This is a genomic window from Neobacillus niacini (assembly GCF_031457145.1).
GTDB lineage: Bacteria > Bacillota > Bacilli > Bacillales > Cytobacillaceae > Neobacillus > Neobacillus niacini_J.
The window spans coordinates 750,245-771,047 of sequence record NZ_JAVDVZ010000002.1; the positions used below are offsets into that span (position 1 = coordinate 750,245).

The following is a 20,803-nucleotide window of genomic DNA, read 5'->3' on the forward strand; positions in this document are numbered from 1 at the left end:
TATATTTTGTAAACCTTTTCATTTAAACTGAAGTTAATCAAAACTTAGGAGGGTTTACACAATGGCAGAATTAAAATTAGATCATATTTATAAAATTTACGATAATAAAGTTACGGCAGTTACAGACTTTAACCTACATATACAAGACAAGGAATTTATCGTATTTGTTGGTCCATCAGGATGCGGTAAATCAACAACACTACGGATGGTCGCTGGACTTGAGGAAATTTCACAAGGTGACTTTTTCATCGACGGAAAAAGAGTTAACGATGTAGCTCCTAAAGATCGTGATATTGCCATGGTATTCCAAAACTATGCACTCTATCCACATATGACAGTTTATGATAATATGGCCTTTGGTCTAAAACTTCGTAAGTTTCCGAAGGATGAAATTGATCGTCGTGTAAATGAAGCAGCTAAAATCTTAGGATTAGAAGCTTACTTAAAAAGAAAGCCAAAAGCATTATCTGGTGGTCAACGTCAGCGTGTTGCATTAGGACGTGCGATTGTCCGTGACGCAAAGGTATTCTTAATGGACGAGCCTCTTTCTAATCTAGATGCAAAACTTCGTGTTGCAATGCGTGCTGAAATCGCTAAGTTACACCGTCGTCTAAATACAACTACTATTTATGTAACGCATGACCAAACAGAAGCGATGACAATGGCTTCAAGACTAGTAGTTATGAAGGACGGTCTTATTCAACAAGTAGGTACACCTAAAGAAGTATACGAAAAGCCTGAAAACGTATTCGTTGGCGGTTTTATCGGTTCACCAGCAATGAACTTCTTTAATGGAAAGCTTGAAGATGGCAAATTTGTAGCAGGAAAAACATCTATCGCAGTGCCTGAAGGTAAAATGAAGGTCCTTCGTGAGCAAGGTTATGTTGGAAAGCCAATTATCCTTGGAGTTCGTCCAGAGGACATTCATGATGAGCCTTTATTCATTGAAGCTTCAACTGGTACAAAAATAACAACACATGTTGATGTAGCTGAATTAACTGGCGCAGAATTAATGGTTTACTCTAGCATTGATAGTCAGGACTTTGTGGCACGTATTGATTCAAGAGCTGACATTCACCCTGGAGATTCCCTTGACCTAGCATTTGATATGAATAAAGCTCATTTCTTTGATGTAGAAAATGAGTCTCGCATTCGCGCAACGAATGAATAATATTATAAACTTAAAAGGTCCCGTTTGCGGGACCTTTTTTCCTGTGTGCTTTCTATTCTTTAATAAAGATTACCTCATCCTTTTGACAGGTTGGACATGTATATAGATGTGGGCATTTTTTACCAGAGTTAGTGTCAGAATAACCGTCCTCCATCTTCATCAAATCTATTTCCATGTACGGACTATAATCATCATAGAAATCCATTAACCTTCCGCTATCCACCATTTGTTTCCCACATTGAGTGCATTGTAAATATACTTCACGTAAACCGTTGCATATTGGGCATATTGACATTTCTATTCACCCTTTATATAAAAGTATGTGGTTAGTTTGTGTTACTATTACTGTGCTATGTAATGGAATAAATTACTAATTAATTAATCGAATAAGCTAGCGATTTTTAATCATAATAAATATTACAAAGCAAGCAACAAGCAACAACATTACATCGATAGGTTACCAACTAAAGGGACTTAAGCCGGTGCAAGTACTAGGAAAAAGCGAAGTTCACTTTTTCTCGGGGAAAAAGGACATTCACTTTTTCCTAGCTAACCCAGCCACACAAAGGAAAGTATGAAACATCTCCAACATCTAATAACTTTTAAGATGGGTTAGGCCAAGGTGGCAATGGTTTATCTTAACCATAATGGTTCAATTCCATACTGACCCCAAATTTATTAAGAGGAGTGTTATTCAACTATGGCTAGTAACAACAACTCTAATCAACTTTTAGTACCTGGAGTGGAGCAAGCGCTTCAACAAATGAAGTATGAAATTGCATCAGAATTTGGTGTACAACTTGGTGGAGATACTACTTCTCGTGCAAACGGTTCTGTCGGAGGAGAAATCACTAAGCGTCTTGTTGCAATGGCAGAATCACAACTTGGCGGCGGATTCCAACGCTAATTTTCAAAAAGTACAGTATAACAAATAAATAACATGGCTTAAGCCCCCTCCATTATGGAAGGGGCTTTCAATATTTTATACCATTTTCTCTGGTTTAACCCATTCATCAAATTGCACCGCCGATACATATCCTGTTTTAATGGCTGCCTCCTTTAACGTACTATTTTCGTTGAAGGCAAGCTTCGCAATCTCAGCCGCCTTCTCATAGCCAATATGCGGATTTAAAGCTGTCACAAGCATTAAAGATCTTTCCACATGCTTTGTGATTACTTCTTCGTTTACCTCTATTCCAACTGCACATTTTTCATTAAAAGAACGAATACTGTCGGTTAATAACGATATAGATTGAATCACATTAAAAATAATTACCGGCTTAAACACATTTAATTCAAAATTACCCTGACTTGCTGCAAATCCGATGGTGGCATCGTTCCCAAAAATCTGGCAGGCTACCATCGTTAGCGCTTCACTTTGGGTGGGATTTACTTTACCCGGCATAATAGAACTCCCTGGCTCATTGGCCGGAATAATCAACTCTCCTATTCCACTGCGCGGTCCGCTTGCAAGCCACCTGACATCATTTGCAATTTTCATTAAATCGGCAGCCAATGCTTTTAACGCACCGTGTACAAAGACGATTTCATCATGACTCGTTAAAGCGTGAAATTTATTATTAGAAGCTTGAAAGGGATACCCAGTCAATTTTGAAAGCTGTTCCGCCATTTTATCTCCAAACTCAGGGTGTGCGTTTATACCCGTTCCAACCGCAGTACCACCAATAGCTAGGCTGCCTAAATATTTGCTTGAATCCACTACCATCGTTTCATCCTTATCTAGCATTGCCCTCCAACCACTTATTTCCTGGCCGAGTGTCAATGGGGTAGCATCCTGCAGATGGGTTCTACCAATCTTAACTATATTCTTAAAAGCCTTTTCCTTTTTTATCAAAGTGGTCTTTAATTCATTGATAGCGGGAAGTAAATTCTCCGTTAATTTTATGTACGCCGCAACATGCATGGCAGTTGGAAACGTATCATTAGAACTCTGCGACATATTCACATCATCATTTGGATGAACCCTCTCATTACTTCCTTGACTCATTAATAAATCATTTGCACGGTTCGCAATCACCTCATTTACATTCATATTAGATTGAGTGCCGCTCCCTGTTTGCCAGACTGCAAGTGGAAAATGATCGTTATATTTTCCTGAAAGGATTTGTTCACAAACTGAAACAATAGCCTTCATCTTTACTTCTGCTAATTTTCCTAATTCATGATTGACAATAGCAGCTGCTTTTTTGATTAAGGTTAATGCATAAACCACTTCTAATGGCATTTTTTCGGTACCAATATCGAAATTTTTGAGACTCCGCTGTGTTTGTGCTCCCCAGAATTTATCTCTTGGAACCTGAACTTCACCTAGTGTATCCTTTTCAATTCTGAATTTATCCATAAATTATCCACCTCACTCTTATATATATTCCCAATAAATAGAAAAAAACTACAGACATTTGTCTGTAGTTTAATGTTTAACAATCATATACCCGATAAAATACGAAAGAATTAAGAAACTTCCAATTACATTTACGATTGAATAGTCTGTCATCTACATCCCACCTCTTTAATATGGAAAAGTTTAAACAAATATAAATTATCATACTAGCGGGGTTTGCAATGTGATGAAAATAACAGGTTATCAGTAATATTGTGAAACCTTTGTGAACTTTTATCCTGCCACACTACTGCCTTTTTGGAGTTCATACATTTGATAATACCTTTTCTTTAACATCATTAATTCTCCATGCTAATTAATCTGCCCTTTTTCGATAAATCTTTCGAACAAATAATAAGTAAAAAAGAGTTGGCATTGGTGCTTGAATGAGACCGACGATACCCCATAACCAATAATTGTGATTGTGTTTCCTAGCATCCAGGAATAAATAGATACTTTGGAGCAGCAGGATTGCCGCAGCGAAGATAATAACTGTTATAGAGTAGTCTTCATTCATTCATCTTCACCTTCTTACTAACCCTAGTAATGGTATATAGTGCAATAAAAACTGGGGTAATAATTTGTATAAGGATAAAAACAATTGGCATTTGATAAAATGAAACAATGATTCCACTTAAAATGAAAAAGGCAATCATTAGAAACAAAGATAATTCTTTAATAAATTTTTTCCTGCTATTTTGCTTTTCTGTTAGGACCATTTTTTCAAACCATTGTAGATCCGGAGTATAGACTGGGAATTGATCAACCTTGCTTAACCCTTCTTGCAGCTTGTGAATAGCATCCAAGTCATGTTTATTTTGTTGTTCGCTGCCGAGTATGACGACCTTCTGTTTCTTCACCTAGTTTCAGCTCCCTTCTTACTGCCAAAATTCCATTATGAACCCTTGATTTAACTGTCCCAGGTGATATTTTCATCCAAGTACCAATTTCATCATACGAGTATCCATAATAATGCTTTAGTACAATGGGAACCCGGACATTTACGGGTAATTTACCTAATGCCTCCAGAGCATCGTTCCATTCCTCATTTCGGCTTTCAAAATGCCATTTTAGCTTTCGATAAACTTCCTCTTGGCCTTTCCATTTGTTTTCCCTTTTTTGCTTTCTACAGTGGTCAATGTAAGCATTGGTGGCAATAGCGATCAGCCAAGTTGAAAATTTACTTTGACCATTATAGAGATGAATTTTTTGAATGCATTTGGCCATTGTATCTTGTGCTAGTTCTTCAGCTATATCGGGATTCATTGTAATTTTTATTAAATATTTTACAAGGAATGGATAATTTTCTTTGAAAATACAAGCAAATGCTAGATGATCCCCTTCTTTTGCACTCTTTATTAATGGATCCATCCGTCTTTTCCTCTCTTTCTCCATCAATCCCTTTTTTACTATTTATGTATTAGACGTGTGTAAACTTATTTCGTTCATTTTTTTATTTGGATTTTATTCTATCATAAAAGGCACGGATTTCTCCGTGCCTTTCCATTTAATTATTAAAGTTAGGTCCTATTCTTTTCCAGCGCTTTTCCCACCTTTCTTTTTGTTTTCTCCACTTTTCTTCCCATTTTTTAGTCCCATCATAAAAATGCTCATCTAGCGATTTTCGAATCTGATCCTCTTCTTCCATTTCCATCTCTTTAATCAACGTATCAATGTGCGGGACATCAAAACTAGCTGAAGGGGTCGCTTTTAATGCTTCCTTCATGACTTCACGAAACACAATGGCTGCTCCTGAACCGCTAGTCGTTTTTAGGTAATGTTTCTCATCTGTTTTATCGTACCCTACCCACACTGCACCAACTATTTCCGGGGTGTAGCCCACAAACCATTGGTCCTTAACTCCTTTAACCCCTTCAATGGGTACTTGTGTTGATCCTGTCTTCCCTGCAATTTCTCTGCCTAGAATTTGGGCACTTTTTCCCGAACCTTGTTCCACCACTCCCAGTAGCATCGTGTTGATTTGGTCAGTAACAGCTTTGGTTGTGACTCTTTCTTTTCTATCCTTCCACTCACCCACTAGATTTCCCTCGGAATCAATAATTTTTTTGATTACATGTGCCTTCGTTCGTACTCCTTTATTAGGGAAAACGGTATAGGCCTCAGCCATTATTAGAGGAGATACACCATGTTCAACGCCACCAAGGGCAAGAGATAGATTACGATCACCCTTTTCTAAAGGTATCCCAAACCTTCTGGTTGCGTCCAATCCCTTTTCAATCCCAATTTCATTTAACAACCAGACGGCGGAAACATTTTTTGAATCCTTCACCGCTTCATACATAGGCACTTCTCCTGCATATTCATGGTTATAATTGCTGGGTTCATACTCACCAAAGCTCATTGGTTCATCTTTTAACATATCGGTAATATTCCAGCCATTTTCTAATGCCGGTGTATAGACAGCAAGCGGTTTAATCGACGAACCCGGCTGTGCCTTTAACCCCGTAGCACGATTATACCCTCTAAAGGTATGTTCCCCGCGTCCACCAACGATTGCTCGGATTCCGCCCGTTTTCGGATCAATGAGTATCCCGCCGCTTTGAACGATTTGATCAGTCCCTTTTGGAAATAAAGCCTCGTTTTGATAGGTTTTTTCCATAGCATTCTGCATTAGAGAATCAAGTTCTGTATAAATTTGATAACCGCCTGTTAGTAATTCATCTTGAGATAAATGATATTCTTTAATGGCCTCTTCAAAAACTTGGTCAACATAGTGAGGATATTTCCCTCGGAATGGATCTCCTCCTTTATTATTTAAGATAACTTTTTCATTTATTGCTTGTTCATACTGCTGTGTTGTTATATAGCCCTGCTTTTTCATTTGGGCTAATACAAGATTTCTTCTCTGTGTTGCTTTTTCTAAGTGCTGATGGGGATTTAGAGCGGAAGGGGCCTTAATTAAACCTGCCAGTAATGCTGATTCACTAATGGTCAGGCCTTTAACCTCTTTTGCAAAATAATTTCTTGCCGCGTGCTTTATTCCCCAAGCACCATCACCAAAATATATCTGGTTTAAGTACATTTGAAGGATTTCCTGTTTACTATATTGCCTCTCAATTTTCATCGCTAAAAATACTTCATCTACTTTTCTTTTTAAGGTTTTTTGTGATGTCAGTAATGTATTTTTCGTTAATTGCTGGGTAATGGTACTGCCTCCCTCTACCATACCGCGAGCTTGTACATCCCGAATCAGTGCTCTGGTGATACCGATAAAATCAACACCATGGTGCTCATAATATCGTCGGTCCTCTATTGCAATGACTGCATTTTTCATCGAGTCAGGGACCTGACTAATTGAAATACCTTCATTTTTATTCGCAGATACCTTACTTGCAACCTCACCTTTTAAATCATAAAAGACTGTGGCTTGGGGAAGTTCGTTCTTTAGTGAGGAAATATCCACATCCATTGAATATGCATATACAATTCCTAAAAAGCCTAAAACTAAAAGAGAGAACGAAAGAACCATCACCTGGTTCATATGCCATCTCTTCCAATTATTAACAACCTTTTTCATAATACCTCCTTAAAAAATACGAAATGAAGGACATCATTTTCTTTTTCCCAAAAGGGGGAAAAATTAACCAAAAATTAGAAAAGCCCTCGAAAAAAATCGAGGGCTTTTCACAATACTTATTCATTCTTTGTTATTTCTTTAAAACGTATTTTAGATAGTTTCTCATCAAAGCTGCTATAAATCCGATAATGTTTGTCATCCAAAATACGAAAATGTTTACTAAGAATATTCTGCTGCAGGATAAAACCATTTTTTCTTGACACTTCACGCCACCAAATGCGACCGCCAAACGTTTTCATTTTTCGATAATCTACACCCTCTCGAGCGACTGTCTCCAGGACCTCGAGTGGTTCATTTCCAAATAAAAATTGGACAGTTTCTGTTTCTCTAAACAAAGCACATATGGATACGACAGTTGACCAGCTTGCAAGGACCCTTCCTTTTTCAATTTGAACAAGGGTTTTTTTCGATACACCAATAATATCTGCCATTTTATCCTGTGTATAGCCTGCTTCTGCACGGATTAATCGTAATTTATCTGAAACTAGCTTAATAATTTCTTCTCTGTTCATGAAAAAACCTACCTTCAATACCTACTAGTGTAATTTTACACAAGTTCACTACAATTTAAAAGAAAAAAACTGCTATCCTTTAGATGATAGCAGTTTTATAGTTTATTTAGGAGAACTGCCGCATTGACTTTGACTAGAGCAAGATTTTTCTAAATCACAAGCTGCGCATTTTCCTTTTTTCGATTTATTAACAAATTTCACCAATGCCCAAGTGGCGTAACCAAAAATCGCAGCGCCAATTACAATATTTGCTATCATATGGAACACCTTCCTAATCTTAGACTAGTCCAAATAGTTTTCCGCCTTGATAAATAACCAAGCATAAAATATAAGCAATAAATAAAGCATACAGGATTGAAAACGCCGTCCATTTTCTTGATCCAGTTTCTTTATATATCGTTGCCGCAGTAGCTAAACAAGGAATATATAATAGAATAAAAACCATGAAGCTATATGCTGCAAGTGGTGTAAAGTAATCGCTAAGTAAACCTTGCAAACTCGCATTTTCTGGAACGAAATAAATAATATTCATGGTAGAGATGATTGCTTCTTTTGCTAAGAATCCAGTGATTAAAGATGCAGCTGCCTGCCAAGTTCCGAATCCAATCGGCTCTAATAGCGGTGCAAACAAATTCCCTATCATCGCTAAAAAGCTATCATCCATATCCACTTTTAATCCATTGGGTCCGGCATATGACAACAGCCAAATGAATACAGAACCAGCAAAGATAAATGTTCCTGCTTTTCTAACAAAACCCTTACCCTTATCCCAGGTGCTTCTCCAAAGCGATTGGACTTGGGGTAACCGATAAGGCGGCAGTTCAATAACGAACAGGGAAGTTTCGGATTTTAATAATGTTTTCGTAAATATTTTTGCTAATATTAAAGCAACCACAATTCCTAGAACGTATAAACTTAATACTACAAGGGCTTTATGTCCTACAAAAAATGCACCTACGAATAAGGCATATACAGGTAAGCGTGCAGAACATGACATTAATGGTGTTAATAATATAGTCATTAGTCTCTCACGAGGTGTTTCTATTGTTCTGGCAGCCATGATTCCAGGTACATTACAGCCGAATCCAATCATCATTGGAATAAATGCCTTTCCATTAAGGCCAACGGACTCCATAATCCGGTCCATAACAAGTGCAACTCGAGCCATGTAACCAGAATCCTCTAACAAGGAAATAAAGAAGAAAAGAATAAAAATCTGTGGAACAAACACTAGAACCCCACCGACACCTGCAATTAGTCCTTCAATAATGAGTGCATGAATAAAGTCTGAAGCATTAATAGCATTTAAGATGCTTTCAAACCCTATTGTAACCGGTCCGGTTAATAATCCGTCAAGAACATCTGATAATGGTGTTCCCAACCAATCAAAAGTCAGCATAAACATCAAGTACATACAAAGTAGGAAGATTGGCATTCCTAAATAACGATTGGTAACAATTGCATCTATTTTCTCAGATAAGGGTTCGCTGGTTTTCATTTTTTGAACAGAGGCCTTTAGAATTTTCTCAATCACTTCTTTTCTCTTCACATATATATAGTTTGCCAGTGATTTTACATTGTTGTATTCATTTATTACTACAGATTCTAATTGAGTAATAAGTGTTTCAAGCTTATGAGCTTCTACCAAATCAGAAAGATAACTTTTTACGTAATCATTCCCCTCAAATAGTTGAATAGCCAGCCATCTAGGTGAATGATCGGTTTTTCCGATTAATTCGATACCTATTTTATTTATTGCGTCTTCGACAGCATTTCCATAATAAACATGTCTTTTAACTTTTGAATGATTGGAGCTTGTTGAAATAACTTCAATTAAGCGGTCGCAGCCTTTACCACTCCGCGCAACTACAGGAACTACAGGTACCCCTAGTATCTGTGACAGCTTTTCCGTATCAATTTGAATACCTCGTTTTGTTGCAACATCAACCATATTCAAGCCAATTAGCGCTGGCTTCTCATACTCAAGTAACTGTAATGTTAAATGTAAATTACGTTCTAATTGAGATGCATCTAAAATATTTAGGAGCCTGTCTACAGGTTCTTTCAAGAAAAAAGAAGTTACTACTCCTTCATCCTTTGATAATGGATTAAGAGAGTAAACACCAGGTAAATCAATTAATCTTCCTTTATTATTCTTGAAAACTCCGACTTTCTTTTCAACAGTAACGCCGCTCCAGTTGCCAACATACTCATAGGATCCTGTTAAGTTATTAAACAATGATGTTTTTCCAGTATTAGGATTTCCAATCAGGGCAATTTCCATTAAACTCTCTCCACTTCTATTAAGCACGCTTCTTTCCGACGGAGTCCAACACACTGTCCACATGATTCAATCATCACTGGTCCGCCAAATGGCATGATACATTTGACACAAACCTCCGAGCCCTCCGTAATCCCTAGGTCCAGTAACCGTCGTTGCACCATTTGGCCAACCTTAGATATATTAACAATTATTCCTTTCTCTCCTACCTTAAATGTTCCGAACATCTCTATCACCCTTACTTATGTTAATTGAGAATGATTATCTTTATTTATAAGGTAATTTTACCACTTATAATTAATAAATAATGTGACAAAAATTCGAAATAATGACAAAAAAAAAGAAAAGTCAAGGACTTTCCTCTTTTTCTTCTTAAATCATTTTTTTCGGTGCCGCACTAATAATCAGGATTACAATGATTGCACTAACGATAAAGCTTGGAAGCATATACGTTCCATTGTAAACAAAGGAATAAACAGCTACTGGCTGACCCGCAGGTGCATATTCACCAAAGAATACGATACCTGAATAGACATGAGCAAGATATCTAAGTGCACTTCCCAAAAATGTACCTAAAACTACATAAGTGATCCAACTTTTTTTGTTATTATTTGCAAGAGAATTTTTCACTTGTGCAGCAAAAATTCCTGCTAGACCAACGACTGAAAAGGCAACGCCATAATCAATAATTCCTTGAAGAAGCGTATAGATTTGTGAAAAACCTAGAATGAACTGAAGTAAGCCAAGTAAAAATCCGGATAGAATTCCGCCTTTCCATCCCCAACGAAATGACATTAGAAAAATTGGAATCATCGCAATCGAAATGGATCCTCCTTGTGGCCATATCTTTAACGACAACAAGCCTGAAACCATATCCAATAAATACGCTAGTGCTGAAAATACTGCTACTTCTACTAAAAATAATGTGTTGTTACGCTTTTTCTCCATACATGTTCCCCCCTGTTTGTTTTTCCTGGAGAACGTTCGATAGATTTACTCCTACAAATTTATATGGCGTCTGTATAAACAAAAAAGCAATGCAGGACCATTAAGGATTGTCTGCATTGCTTGATTAATATATTCAGCAAACCACATCCCTACGCTAGCGTTAACTAACAGGTTCATAGGGTCAGAACTCGAACATTCACTCTCAGCCACCAAAAGCAGCTCCCCCTGTGGAAATATTTAATTGATTTCATAAAAGAATATACTCTTTTTTTAATACTTTTACAAGGAAAAACCACTATTCATGATATAATTTAAATATCTATACATCATGGAATAAAAATTGATAAAATTTAACTATTTTTTTAAAAAGGATTATCAGCTATTATCTCGAATTATTTTTTAGTAAGTTCGGCAATGCCTTAGGAGGAAAGACTGTTATGCTATCAGAAGTACAATCAGATTTAATAGCCTTTTTTGATAAAAATAAAGAGATTTTGCTTCGTGAATGGGAAAATACAATTATCATTTCTAATGGTGATCCCTTTAAAGAAAAAATTCTTGACAATGCTATAGCTCTTTTCAATGTCATTTTTAACATGCATCTAATGAGTGAACAAGAGCTTCTGGACATTATCCAAAAGCACGCTTTAGAAGTATCTGAAGAAAGAGCTCTAGCCAATATTAATATTGGGGAATTTGTTTATAATGTTAATCATGGAAGAACTGTGTTGTACAGCTATTTAAGTAAGGCTGGTTTACAATGGTCCGACCTTCAAGAATCGATTAATAAGATAAATTTCTGTTTTGATAAATTTCTGTATTATGCGGTTTCTCATTATACTGAAGCAAAAAACAAGATCATTGAAGAAAAAACAATGTTTATCGATTCGACTCATCAGGACCGGTTAACCCTTCTTGGACAAATGACATCTAGTTTTATTCATGAATTTAGAAATCCTCTCACTTCTATACAAGGGTTTATTCAACTTCTAAAGGCTGACCATCCCGATATGAAATATTTAGAGATTATTTCAAGTGAGTTAGACCAGCTGAATTTCCGGATTTCACAATTTTTACTTTTATCTAAAAAGGAACTAATTGGAAAAGAAAAAGAGCAATTTAATCAAAATAAATTAATTGACGAGGTCTTAAATTTCTTATATCCAAGTATTTTGGACGGTAAAGTGAAAATAAAGAAAGAGATTGTGGATGAAATTACCCTTCATGGCTATGCAGATGAAATGCGGCAAGTTTTTATTAACATTATCTTTAATGCCATTGACGTGTTAAACCATCACAGAATTCCAAACCCAACCATTGAGATTAAAAGTCACATAGAAAATAACACTCATGTGATTTTATCCATCTCCAATAATGGGCCAATGATTCCTGCTGAATTGAGTAAAACAATATTCGAGCCCTTTTTCACAACAAAAAAACTTGGCACTGGGCTTGGGCTATTCGTGTGCAAAGAAATTATTGAAAAACATAAAGGTGAATTAACCTGTTCCTCGACACCTGATATCACCATATTTACAATTACATTACCACTGGCTGTGTCTCCTTTATAGGAGACTTTTATTTATTCGTCTATTTTTGAGATTTATTATTTTCTGACTCATACAGACAGGACTTTATTCATAAAATGTTGATACCAACTAATATACGAACTAGAACGTTTGACTGTACAGTTGTAATTTACTATAATTATTTTAAAATTTAGATTACCCGAGGTGATTTGATGGGGCTGTCTATCGTATCAGTGAATTAGCAGATATCGCAATGGTCTCGAAAGCGGACAATTGATTATTATACATCAATTGTTAATTAACTTTAAAGCGTTACAAATCTAATTTCTTCATATCTAGTTTTCTTTTAAATTATTAGGAGGTGACTCCTTACCTCGTGTATGACGAGCTAAGGGAACTTATTTGGACATATTTAACTTGGTTATCATAGCCATTTTAATTGCGTTAACTGCTTTTTTTGTAACTTCAGAGTTTGCTATAGTAAAAATTCGGAGTTCAAGAATCGATCAGTTAATTGAGGAAGGTAATTCGAGTGCTATTTCAGCAAAAAAAGTAATTTCAAACCTGGATGAATATCTTTCAGCCTGTCAGTTAGGAATTACCATTACTGCCCTTGCTTTAGGTTGGATTGGGGAATCAACCATTGAGCATTTGCTCGCTCCCCTTTTTACTGGACTAGAAATTCCTGAAGGTGTTTCCCACATATTATCCATTGGGATTGCATTTGCGACGATTACTTTCTTACATGTTGTCGTAGGAGAACTGGCACCTAAAACACTTGCTATTCAAAAAGCTGAATTCATTACTCTTGTTATGTCACGACCTCTAATCCTCTTTTATAAAGTGATGTACCCCTTTATTTGGTTATTAAATGGGTCAGCACGAATTGTAACGAGCATTTTTGGTCTTAAGCCTGTCTCTGAAAGTGAAATGGCACATACCGAGGAAGAGCTTCGAATTATCCTATCTGAAAGCTATAAAAGTGGCGAAATTAACCAATCTGAGTTTAAGTATGTAAATAAAATTTTTGAATTTGATAACCGGATTGCCAAAGAAATTATGGTTCCAAGAACAGAAATTGTTTCATTATCTAAAGAAGATACGCTTGATACGTTTCTAGAAGTAATCCGAGAAGAAAAATATACGAGATATCCAATTATAGATGGTGATAAAGACCATATAATTGGTCTAGTTAATATCAAGGAAATGGTTACGGATTTAATTAGTAAAGAAACCCTTTCAACGAAAACACTTGAACACTATACTCGTCCTATTATTAGAGTCATAGAAACCATACCAATCCATGATTTGCTAGTAAAAATGCAGAAGGATCGAATGCATATGGCTATATTAATGGATGAATATGGCGGTACCTCGGGTCTTGTTACGGTTGAAGATATCCTCGAAGAGATTGTTGGCGAAATTCGTGATGAGTTTGATTCGGATGAGATTCCAATGGTACGTAAAATTAAGGAAAACCATTATATTATTGATTCCAAAGTATTAGTTACGGAAGTTAATGACTTGCTTGGAGTCGACATTAATGATGAGGATATTGACACCATTGGCGGTTGGATATTAACAGAAAATTATGAAGCAAAAAAAGGAGATTCCATTCATCACGACCCATATTCCTTCAAAATACTTGATATGGAAGACCATCATATTAAATATATCGAGGTTACTAAGAACGTAAGTGATGAAGAACCAAATACGAATAAAATGCCTTTATCTCAAACAGAAGTACTCTCCTAAAATAGGCATTTCAAAACAGACTAATAAATGATTGGTCTGTTTTTTTTGTAATAATTTTGTAATAATTCATCTATAATCCAATCACCCTCTCACTTTAATGCATATTTTAAACTAAAGGGGTGATAAATAACAATGGAATTAATTTTATTATTTTTAGCTGCAATACTATCTGGTTTTGTATTAATGAGTGTCGAACTGGTATCATATTTAAGCTTCTTAACTCCAATATTTGATATCGTAGGCTCATTAGCAATGATTATTTTTTCATTAGCATTAATTTATAAAGGTCTCAAAACATTATTTGGCAAATAAATCGAAAGCGATTCCAATTTATTTGTTCAACACATTAAAGAAGATCAGATTATTATATCTGATCTTCTTTTACATTTATCTATTTTTTAAAATAATAATTTCTTCTTCTGCTTTGGCTAATTTAATTAGGTGTGAATCAAGGCGGCGATTTATATGCTTAACTTCCTCACCATTACCTAAATTTCTCTTTAGGTCATTTACTACATTACTCTGTACGTCTTCAATACGCTGAAGTGATTCCTTAATATCTGATAAGTCGATTTGGTTAACCTCTACACGGTGCTCAATACTGTCCATTTGCTCTAAACGAGCAAGTCTGTGTTCGATATTTTCTAAGGTTTTATTAAAAGAATGAATTAACGTTTTAATATCTGATATATTCTCAGTCAATTTATCAAGTTTTTGTTCCATATTCCTAACTCCCTTTTCGTAGTAAATTCATTTTATCATCTTTAACACTTTAAACATGTTACAAAAAATAAAACATTACGCTTCCAGATTTATATATCTTTATTATCCACTTTTGATGTTGAATATTACGGAAATTTGAACAATTTTTTAAAACGCTACAATAGATCAATTTATTGTGAAAAATATCACATGCAAATCTATTTAAAAGCCTTAATCTAATATTATAAGAAATGAACAAACATTTCTTTCTAATTGACAGGTTTCAATCTTATTATGGATATTACCATTTGGAAAAGGTTGGTGCATTTAATATGATCATTTCTATTGATGAAAAAGCTGCAAATTGGTTTACGAATGAGTTCCAAATCAATACGGTGAGAATGTTCCCACAATACGATGGTTTTGGTGAGAAAAACAAGGGTTTTAGCTTGGCATTTTCAGCAGAGGCACCATCAAATATTGGATTTACGAAAGAAATAAATGGTATTAGCTTTTATGTAGAAGGTAATGATGTATGGTTTTTCGAGGATACAGAAACTTGTTTATCCTATAACGATGAAGTGAAAGAAATTCAAATATCCTTCAAGGAAACAATGGCTATAAACTAGTTTTTTCCCACTAATAATAATTTAGGGCACCCTACATAGATAGGTGCCTTTTTTCCTTTATAATTACTATTCTAATCAATATTAATAACATTACCCACTTTACATTAATTTTGTTTCTAACTATGATAAGTTTATTTTTTCTGAAAATTAACAATAAATTGTGAACTATGTTGCAATAATATTTGATTAGTCTTATAATGAAAGCGAAATCTAGTAAATATTTCCTATATCCTAAGCAATAAGGCTTATTTAACCTAACTTTAAGAAAGGGGTTAGATATCATGGAACACTCTAGGCCTCAAGTTGTATTATTTAATTTAACCTTTGATTTATCCATAATCTTAACTACAACCATTGCTGCACTACTAGTTTTTACAATTGCCTATTTATGCACAAGAAATCTGACAGAAGGTGTACCAAAAAAGTGGCAAAATTTTATGGAATGGATTTTGGACTTTGTTAGGGACATTATGAATAGTTCAATGGGTACTAACAATAATTTATTTATTTTGTCCACTGGGATATCTTTGTTAATGTATTTGTTTATCGCCAATTTATTAGGTGTCCCTTTCTCTATCCTTACAATTGAAGAGCACCCCGTTTCATGGTGGCGATCACCTACTGCGGATGCACATGTTACCATGACATTAGCTATTATGATAATTGCCTACACCCACTTCATCGACCTTCGCCTCCACGGCCTTAAACATTACCTGCTCAGCTTCTTCAAACCCTTTAAAGCCTTATTTGCAATCAATATCTTGGAACAATTTGCTACCACCTTAACACTAGGGCTTCGATTATTTGGTAATATATATGCTGGGGAGGTAATGCTAGCTTTACTGGCTGGTGCTGTTACCCATGGAATTGCAGCCGCTGCCCTCGCTGCATTGCCAATGCTCATTTGGCAAGCTTTCTGTGTATTTATTGGTGCTATTCAGGCGTACATATTTGTAACACTTACTATGGTTTATATTGCTCACCGCTTAACATAATTAGAAAAGCGGAAGCGCCTTGCCCAAGGAAAAAAGCAGTTCATTTTTTCCCAGGAGCGACAGGCATAAGACGAGCCGGCATGAAGGTTGCTCTTTAACCTTCTTGACGGTTTGCTTATGACCCGAGCCCCTAGGCTGCTTGCGCTAGACAACTAAAATGAAAGGAGTTGAATGATTTGGGTGATATTATACTGTTTGGACTCCCTATTTCCTTAGGTACCATGGTTTATCAGGCTATTATTTTTACTGTTTTAGTTTTTATTTTAAAGAAACTTGTTTTCAAGAGGTTAGTTGGTGTCATGAACAGCAGGAAAATACATATAGAAAATCAGCTTCAATTAACAGAGCAATATAAGCAAGAAGCAGAAAAAAATCTGGAGCTTAGTGCAGAAATTCTAAATCAAGCTAGAAGAGATGCTCGAGACATAGTGAGGCATAGTGAACACGAAGCAAAATTAATGATATCCGACGCTAAGCTTGAGGCTAAAAAAATTCTAAAGGAAGCGAAAGAGGTATCATTCCGTTCCCGGTCATTTGTGCATAAAGATAGTAAGGGGGCGTAATACTATGAGACACAAGTTTACTAAGTACTTAGGCAGAGTGACTGAAAATCTTGAATTAGGTTTTGAAGAAAAATTTATTTACGTTCATTACACTAAAGGAAAAACAGAAAAAACTGCTTGTTTTTTGAAAAATAATGATAAAACTAAAAGTGAATATATAGAGGCTTTCTTCGAAGAAAATAATGTATCTGAAGAAATGAAAAAAGATGTTCGAAAATTTATTAACAATGAAAAAAACTTTAACGAGGAACATTGGAATGAATTCACAAACTTTTTAATGAAAACCCTCTCACTGAATATGGTTTTCGGCTTAACAATTGCTTTAACTGTTTTTGGATTTTATAAACTGGGTTCGTTCTTAGATGCCCGGTACGGCTTCGAACCTTGGCTTACAGTTATTTTTACTTTTATAGGCATTGGAATTGGAGGACTTACAGGGTATGTTATGGTACTAAAATATTTTAAAAAACCTGTTAATGAAAATACTCAGAAAGATTATGATTTACAAAAAGAAAGAAATCAGACTACAGACTATCCGATTATTGATGTCTCCTTAGATCAAGTTCGGAAGGCTGTAAGACAATTTTCAGATAATCTGCCAAAAGGTGTATACCGTACAATTATTGTTCAAGACGATAACAGCATCGATTTTAAACAATTAGCCAATATTTTAGGTGGAATACCATCTAAGATGTTTTATATGTCCAAAGAAACCTATGATCTTTTTGAAGAAAACGAAAAGATCATACCAGCCGAAATGGACATGGTTCAAAAAGCAGTCGACTTGTATGTTAAGGAGCGCAAGGAATTCCCCATGCTGCAATTTGATCCAAATCGCAGAGTGAACTATTACCAATTAATCCAAGAAAATTATCTAAAAACTACACCTGAAACACAATTTTATATTACTGATTTGGATGGTCTCATTACACATATTCGACCTGAAAAAAAGAAAATGAATAACTCCTCTCGATAGCGAAGAGGAGTTTTTTTTTTGCTTTTTTGTGTGATATTGAGATAATAGCAATAAACATATTTTAGTGAAAAAATGAGGGGATACAAGATGTCGAGAAAAAAGAATAGATCGCAGCATTTAGCGAAGATTTCTCTAGCTGTTATGGGAGTAGGTTTCGTAGCTACTTTCCCCTTTCAGGATTCCCTTTGGGGAACCATTCTTCAGGGGGGATTTGAAGCAGGGTTGGTTGGGGGATTAGCTGATTGGTTTGCAGTTACTGCATTATTTCGCCACCCTTTAGGCTTACCTATACCTCATACTGCACTATTACCTAATAACCGGAAAAGAATCATTGCCGCTATTATTTCCATGCTAGAAAATGATTGGTTGACCAAAGAAAGTATCAGAAAGAAAGTATCGAGTATTCCATTTACCGAGAAGCTATTTAATATAGCCGAGAAAGCACTAACAGGGCTGCCTGTAAGAAATGGTACGATTAAGCTCATCGAGCATTTACTTCAGTCTGTTGATAGTAAGAAGTTAGCACCAATCATCGAAGTAGAATTGAAATCTAAGCTTAAGGATTTAGACGCTAGCAATTATGTGCCACTCGCTATTGATCAGCTGTTAAGCAGGAAGTATGACGAAAAAGCACTTGATTTTATTCTTAAGGAAATTGATGAGTGGTCTAAAAAAGAAAGTACAAAAGAAAGACTTGGCAGGATGGCAGTTGATGCATTGGAAAATATTAAAGCGGATGGTTTTATGCAATTTGCTCTAAAGTCATTTACCAATATAGTGAATGAAGAAAAATTAGGGAATATTATTCAAGGTCTTATACAAAAAGGGGTAGTAAGCTTCAAGGACCCCTATAATCACAATAGACAAACCCTACTTTTCCATATAAATACCAAGCTTCAAGATATTAAAACAGATGAAAACCTAGCTTTGGAATTAAATACTATAAAGGATCAAATGATAGCTGAATGGCAATTAGGGGATAAAATCATAGAATTTATAGAACAACTTAAACAAAAAGCAATCACGATTATTGAATTACCTAACTTTTTCGAGGAGCATCTCCTCCCTCTTTTATCAAAAGCACTCGAAAGCTTGAAATCGGATCAGGAAAAAGTAATCGCTATTGAGTCTTGGATTAAACAGCAAATTTCTATTTTTGTCGATAATAATCATTCAAAAATTGGGAAACTAGTCGAGGAAAACTTAGAAAAATTGGATAATAGAACACTCATTGACATGATTGAAAATAATGTTGGAAAAGACCTGCAATGGATTCGTGTAAATGGTGCTGTCTGCGGTTTTCTCATCGGGCTTTTCCTAGTTGGCCTGAAATTGATTTTTTAGGTATTCATAGGTATTTAAAAATAGGGCTGTCTTTTATTACAAGACAGCCCTATTTTTTTATAAAATTTCTCCAAATGTACACTCTAATAGGGAATAAAATAACAGAGGAGAGATACTATGCGAAAATATATCCTAGTCATATTTGTGTTGATACTGTCTTGCGTTTTTCCTTATCATGCAATGGTTTTATCCTCCACAGATGTTCAAGAGCCTATCAGAGGTATCTATGTAAATGCCCCAACAACTAGTAAACCTCAGTTTCATGATTTACTTTCACTTATTAAAAATACCGATTTAAATGCGATGGTTATAGATATTAAAGATGATCAAGGTCATCTTACCTTTACTCCTGCAAAAAATTCACCTTATTTTTCAGTTAGTCGTCCCTATATTTTGAATCCTTCTTTTCTCATGAATACGCTAAAAGCAAATAACATTTATCCTATCGCAAGAATTGTTGTCTTTAAAGACAATATGTTAGCAGCTAAAAATCCCAATCTTTCATTTAAAACAACTCAAGGATTATGGAAAAATCCAAGAGGAGATTCCTTCACAAATCCCTTTCTCAAAGAGGTTTGGGATTATAATATAGGGATGGCAGTGGAAGCTATAAAGTTAGGCTTTAAAGAAATTCAATTTGATTATGTAAGATTCCCGGAAAGATTTGAAAAAGTAGAAATGCAGCTTATTTACGATAAATCGACATTTCAAGGGGATAGGGTTACAGCGGTAAGTGAATTTGTAAAATATGCAAAAGAACAACTCTCTCCATACAACGTAAAGGTTTCAGTCGATGTCTTCGGAAATGCAACTGTTATCCCTGAGGCAAGTGGAATTGGTCAAAATTTCACAAGAATAGCCGAAAACGTCGATATTATTTCCGCTATGATTTATCCTAGTCATTGGACATCCATTTTTGGGATACAAAAGCCAGACTTAGAACCTTATCGACTTGTTGAAGGTTATGCTAAGGTTGAAAATGAGCGTTTAAAGAAGATCACAAATCCCCCAATATCCCGGCCATGGATTCAAGATTTTACTGCCTCTTATCTTGGAAAGGGGAACTATAAGGTCTATGGCAAGACAGAAGTTGAGGAGCAAATCCGGGCTTTACATTCACAGGGGATCAATGAATTTTTATTATGGAATGCAGCGAATAACTATACGCCAAATGTAGACTATACCCCCTATTAATAAAGGCTCTTTTCTTAAACTTTGTTGCTTTTTGGGACAAAATTTAATGATTGTGCTAAGTTTCCGTAGAAAATAGAATAAATTTTATAAGAAAAGAGCCTACAAACTAAATTCTAAAGCGCAAAATAACTATTTCCACGTTAAAATCGACTTTAAGATTTTAACAACAATCTTTCCGAAAACAGCCTAATACAAAATAAGGCAG

General features: G+C 35.4%; 23 protein-coding genes and 1 riboswitch. Of the genes, 11 read left to right on the top strand and 12 right to left on the bottom strand.

What is annotated here, in order from left to right; translation table 11 throughout:
• The first annotated feature begins 61 nt into the window (after positions 1 to 61).
• A complete protein-coding gene (locus J2Y03_RS08520) occupies positions 62 to 1,171 on the top strand; it encodes an ABC transporter ATP-binding protein (protein WP_310192839.1) in 1,110 nt (369 codons plus the stop codon).
• Positions 1,172 to 1,223: 52 nt separating this feature from the next.
• Here J2Y03_RS08520 and J2Y03_RS08525 read toward each other — a convergent pair whose 3' ends face one another.
• Complete coding sequence (locus J2Y03_RS08525) at positions 1,224 to 1,466, bottom strand: hypothetical protein (protein ID WP_310192841.1); 243 nt, start codon at positions 1,464 to 1,466, stop codon at positions 1,224 to 1,226.
• 405 nt (positions 1,467 to 1,871) lie between these two features.
• Here J2Y03_RS08525 and J2Y03_RS08530 point away from each other — a divergent pair, with 405 nt between their 5' ends.
• Positions 1,872 to 2,078, top strand: a complete 207-nt coding sequence (locus J2Y03_RS08530; protein WP_132085390.1) for an alpha/beta-type small acid-soluble spore protein — start codon at positions 1,872 to 1,874, stop codon at positions 2,076 to 2,078.
• Between the two features lie 75 nt (positions 2,079 to 2,153).
• Here the strand turns inward: J2Y03_RS08530 and fumC are convergent, their stop codons facing one another.
• From fumC to thiT, 10 genes are all read right to left on the bottom strand, one after another.
• Positions 2,154 to 3,533: a class II fumarate hydratase gene (gene fumC, locus J2Y03_RS08535; RefSeq protein ID WP_310192844.1), complete on the bottom strand. Its 1,380-nt coding sequence runs from the start codon at positions 3,531 to 3,533 to the stop codon at positions 2,154 to 2,156.
• Between the two features lie 355 nt (positions 3,534 to 3,888).
• Positions 3,889 to 4,089: a sigma-Y antisigma factor component gene (locus tag J2Y03_RS08540; RefSeq protein WP_310192847.1), complete on the bottom strand. Its 201-nt coding sequence runs from the start codon at positions 4,087 to 4,089 to the stop codon at positions 3,889 to 3,891.
• Positions 4,082 to 4,432: a YxlC family protein gene (locus J2Y03_RS08545; protein ID WP_310192850.1), complete on the bottom strand. Its 351-nt coding sequence runs from the start codon at positions 4,430 to 4,432 to the stop codon at positions 4,082 to 4,084. The genes J2Y03_RS08540 and J2Y03_RS08545 overlap by 8 nt, the downstream gene beginning before the upstream one ends.
• Complete coding sequence (gene sigY / locus J2Y03_RS08550; RefSeq protein ID WP_132086300.1) at positions 4,386 to 4,943, bottom strand: RNA polymerase sigma factor SigY; 558 nt, start codon at positions 4,941 to 4,943, stop codon at positions 4,386 to 4,388. The genes J2Y03_RS08545 and sigY overlap by 47 nt, the downstream gene beginning before the upstream one ends.
• Before the next feature lie 136 nt (positions 4,944 to 5,079).
• Positions 5,080 to 7,110: a transglycosylase domain-containing protein gene (locus J2Y03_RS08555; RefSeq protein ID WP_310192853.1), complete on the bottom strand. Its 2,031-nt coding sequence runs from the start codon at positions 7,108 to 7,110 to the stop codon at positions 5,080 to 5,082.
• A gap of 116 nt (positions 7,111 to 7,226) precedes the next feature.
• A complete protein-coding gene (locus tag J2Y03_RS08560) occupies positions 7,227 to 7,682 on the bottom strand; it encodes a helix-turn-helix transcriptional regulator (RefSeq protein ID WP_310192855.1) in 456 nt (151 codons plus the stop codon).
• 102 nt (positions 7,683 to 7,784) lie between these two features.
• Positions 7,785 to 7,940: a FeoB-associated Cys-rich membrane protein gene (locus tag J2Y03_RS08565; protein ID WP_132085383.1), complete on the bottom strand. Its 156-nt coding sequence runs from the start codon at positions 7,938 to 7,940 to the stop codon at positions 7,785 to 7,787.
• 19 nt (positions 7,941 to 7,959) lie between these two features.
• The gene (gene feoB, locus J2Y03_RS08570; protein WP_310192858.1) at positions 7,960 to 9,966 is read right to left on the bottom strand and encodes a ferrous iron transport protein B; all 2,007 of its coding nucleotides are present in this window, start codon (positions 9,964 to 9,966) and stop codon (positions 7,960 to 7,962) included.
• Complete coding sequence (locus J2Y03_RS08575) at positions 9,966 to 10,190, bottom strand: FeoA family protein (RefSeq protein ID WP_310192860.1); 225 nt, start codon at positions 10,188 to 10,190, stop codon at positions 9,966 to 9,968. Before J2Y03_RS08575 ends, feoB begins: the two co-directional genes overlap by 1 nt.
• Positions 10,191 to 10,335: 145 nt before the next feature.
• Positions 10,336 to 10,911, bottom strand: a complete 576-nt coding sequence (gene thiT / locus J2Y03_RS08580; RefSeq protein WP_132085380.1) for an energy-coupled thiamine transporter ThiT — start codon at positions 10,909 to 10,911, stop codon at positions 10,336 to 10,338.
• Between the two features lie 129 nt (positions 10,912 to 11,040).
• A riboswitch (TPP riboswitch) is annotated at positions 11,041 to 11,147 on the bottom strand.
• A gap of 201 nt (positions 11,148 to 11,348) precedes the next feature.
• Between thiT and J2Y03_RS08585 the strand changes: the two genes are divergently transcribed.
• From J2Y03_RS08585 to J2Y03_RS08595, 3 genes are all read left to right on the top strand, one after another.
• Complete coding sequence (locus tag J2Y03_RS08585) at positions 11,349 to 12,482, top strand: histidine kinase N-terminal domain-containing protein (protein WP_310192862.1); 1,134 nt, start codon at positions 11,349 to 11,351, stop codon at positions 12,480 to 12,482.
• 360 nt (positions 12,483 to 12,842) lie between these two features.
• Positions 12,843 to 14,195, top strand: coding sequence for a hemolysin family protein (locus tag J2Y03_RS08590; RefSeq protein ID WP_310192864.1), 1,353 nt, complete (start codon positions 12,843 to 12,845; stop codon positions 14,193 to 14,195).
• Between the two features lie 132 nt (positions 14,196 to 14,327).
• On the top strand, positions 14,328 to 14,507 hold the full coding sequence (locus J2Y03_RS08595; protein ID WP_132085377.1) for a hypothetical protein: 180 nt from the start codon (positions 14,328 to 14,330) through the stop codon (positions 14,505 to 14,507).
• A gap of 75 nt (positions 14,508 to 14,582) precedes the next feature.
• Here the strand turns inward: J2Y03_RS08595 and J2Y03_RS08600 are convergent, their stop codons facing one another.
• Positions 14,583 to 14,918, bottom strand: a complete 336-nt coding sequence (locus J2Y03_RS08600) for a hypothetical protein (RefSeq protein ID WP_132085376.1) — start codon at positions 14,916 to 14,918, stop codon at positions 14,583 to 14,585.
• Positions 14,919 to 15,205: 287 nt separating this feature from the next.
• Here J2Y03_RS08600 and J2Y03_RS08605 point away from each other — a divergent pair, with 287 nt between their 5' ends.
• The 6 genes from J2Y03_RS08605 to J2Y03_RS08630 all read left to right on the top strand — a co-directional run bounded on the left by J2Y03_RS08605 (position 15,206) and on the right by J2Y03_RS08630 (position 20,598).
• Complete coding sequence (locus J2Y03_RS08605) at positions 15,206 to 15,526, top strand: HesB/YadR/YfhF family protein (RefSeq protein WP_310192867.1); 321 nt, start codon at positions 15,206 to 15,208, stop codon at positions 15,524 to 15,526.
• Positions 15,527 to 15,807: 281 nt separating this feature from the next.
• On the top strand, positions 15,808 to 16,521 hold the full coding sequence (gene atpB / locus J2Y03_RS08610; protein WP_132085374.1) for a F0F1 ATP synthase subunit A: 714 nt from the start codon (positions 15,808 to 15,810) through the stop codon (positions 16,519 to 16,521).
• 176 nt (positions 16,522 to 16,697) lie between these two features.
• Positions 16,698 to 17,084 carry an ATP synthase F0 subunit B gene (locus J2Y03_RS08615; protein WP_310192870.1) on the top strand — a complete coding sequence of 129 codons (387 nt, stop codon included), beginning with the start codon at positions 16,698 to 16,700 and terminating at the stop codon, positions 17,082 to 17,084.
• A 4-nt stretch (positions 17,085 to 17,088) separates the two neighbouring features.
• The gene (locus J2Y03_RS08620) at positions 17,089 to 18,060 is read left to right on the top strand and encodes an AtpZ/AtpI family protein (protein WP_310192871.1); all 972 of its coding nucleotides are present in this window, start codon (positions 17,089 to 17,091) and stop codon (positions 18,058 to 18,060) included.
• An 87-nt stretch (positions 18,061 to 18,147) separates the two neighbouring features.
• A complete protein-coding gene (locus J2Y03_RS08625) occupies positions 18,148 to 19,404 on the top strand; it encodes a DUF445 domain-containing protein (protein ID WP_310192873.1) in 1,257 nt (418 codons plus the stop codon).
• A 117-nt stretch (positions 19,405 to 19,521) separates the two neighbouring features.
• Positions 19,522 to 20,598 carry a putative glycoside hydrolase gene (locus J2Y03_RS08630; protein WP_310192875.1) on the top strand — a complete coding sequence of 359 codons (1,077 nt, stop codon included), beginning with the start codon at positions 19,522 to 19,524 and terminating at the stop codon, positions 20,596 to 20,598.
• Positions 20,599 to 20,803: the final 205 nt, after the last annotated feature.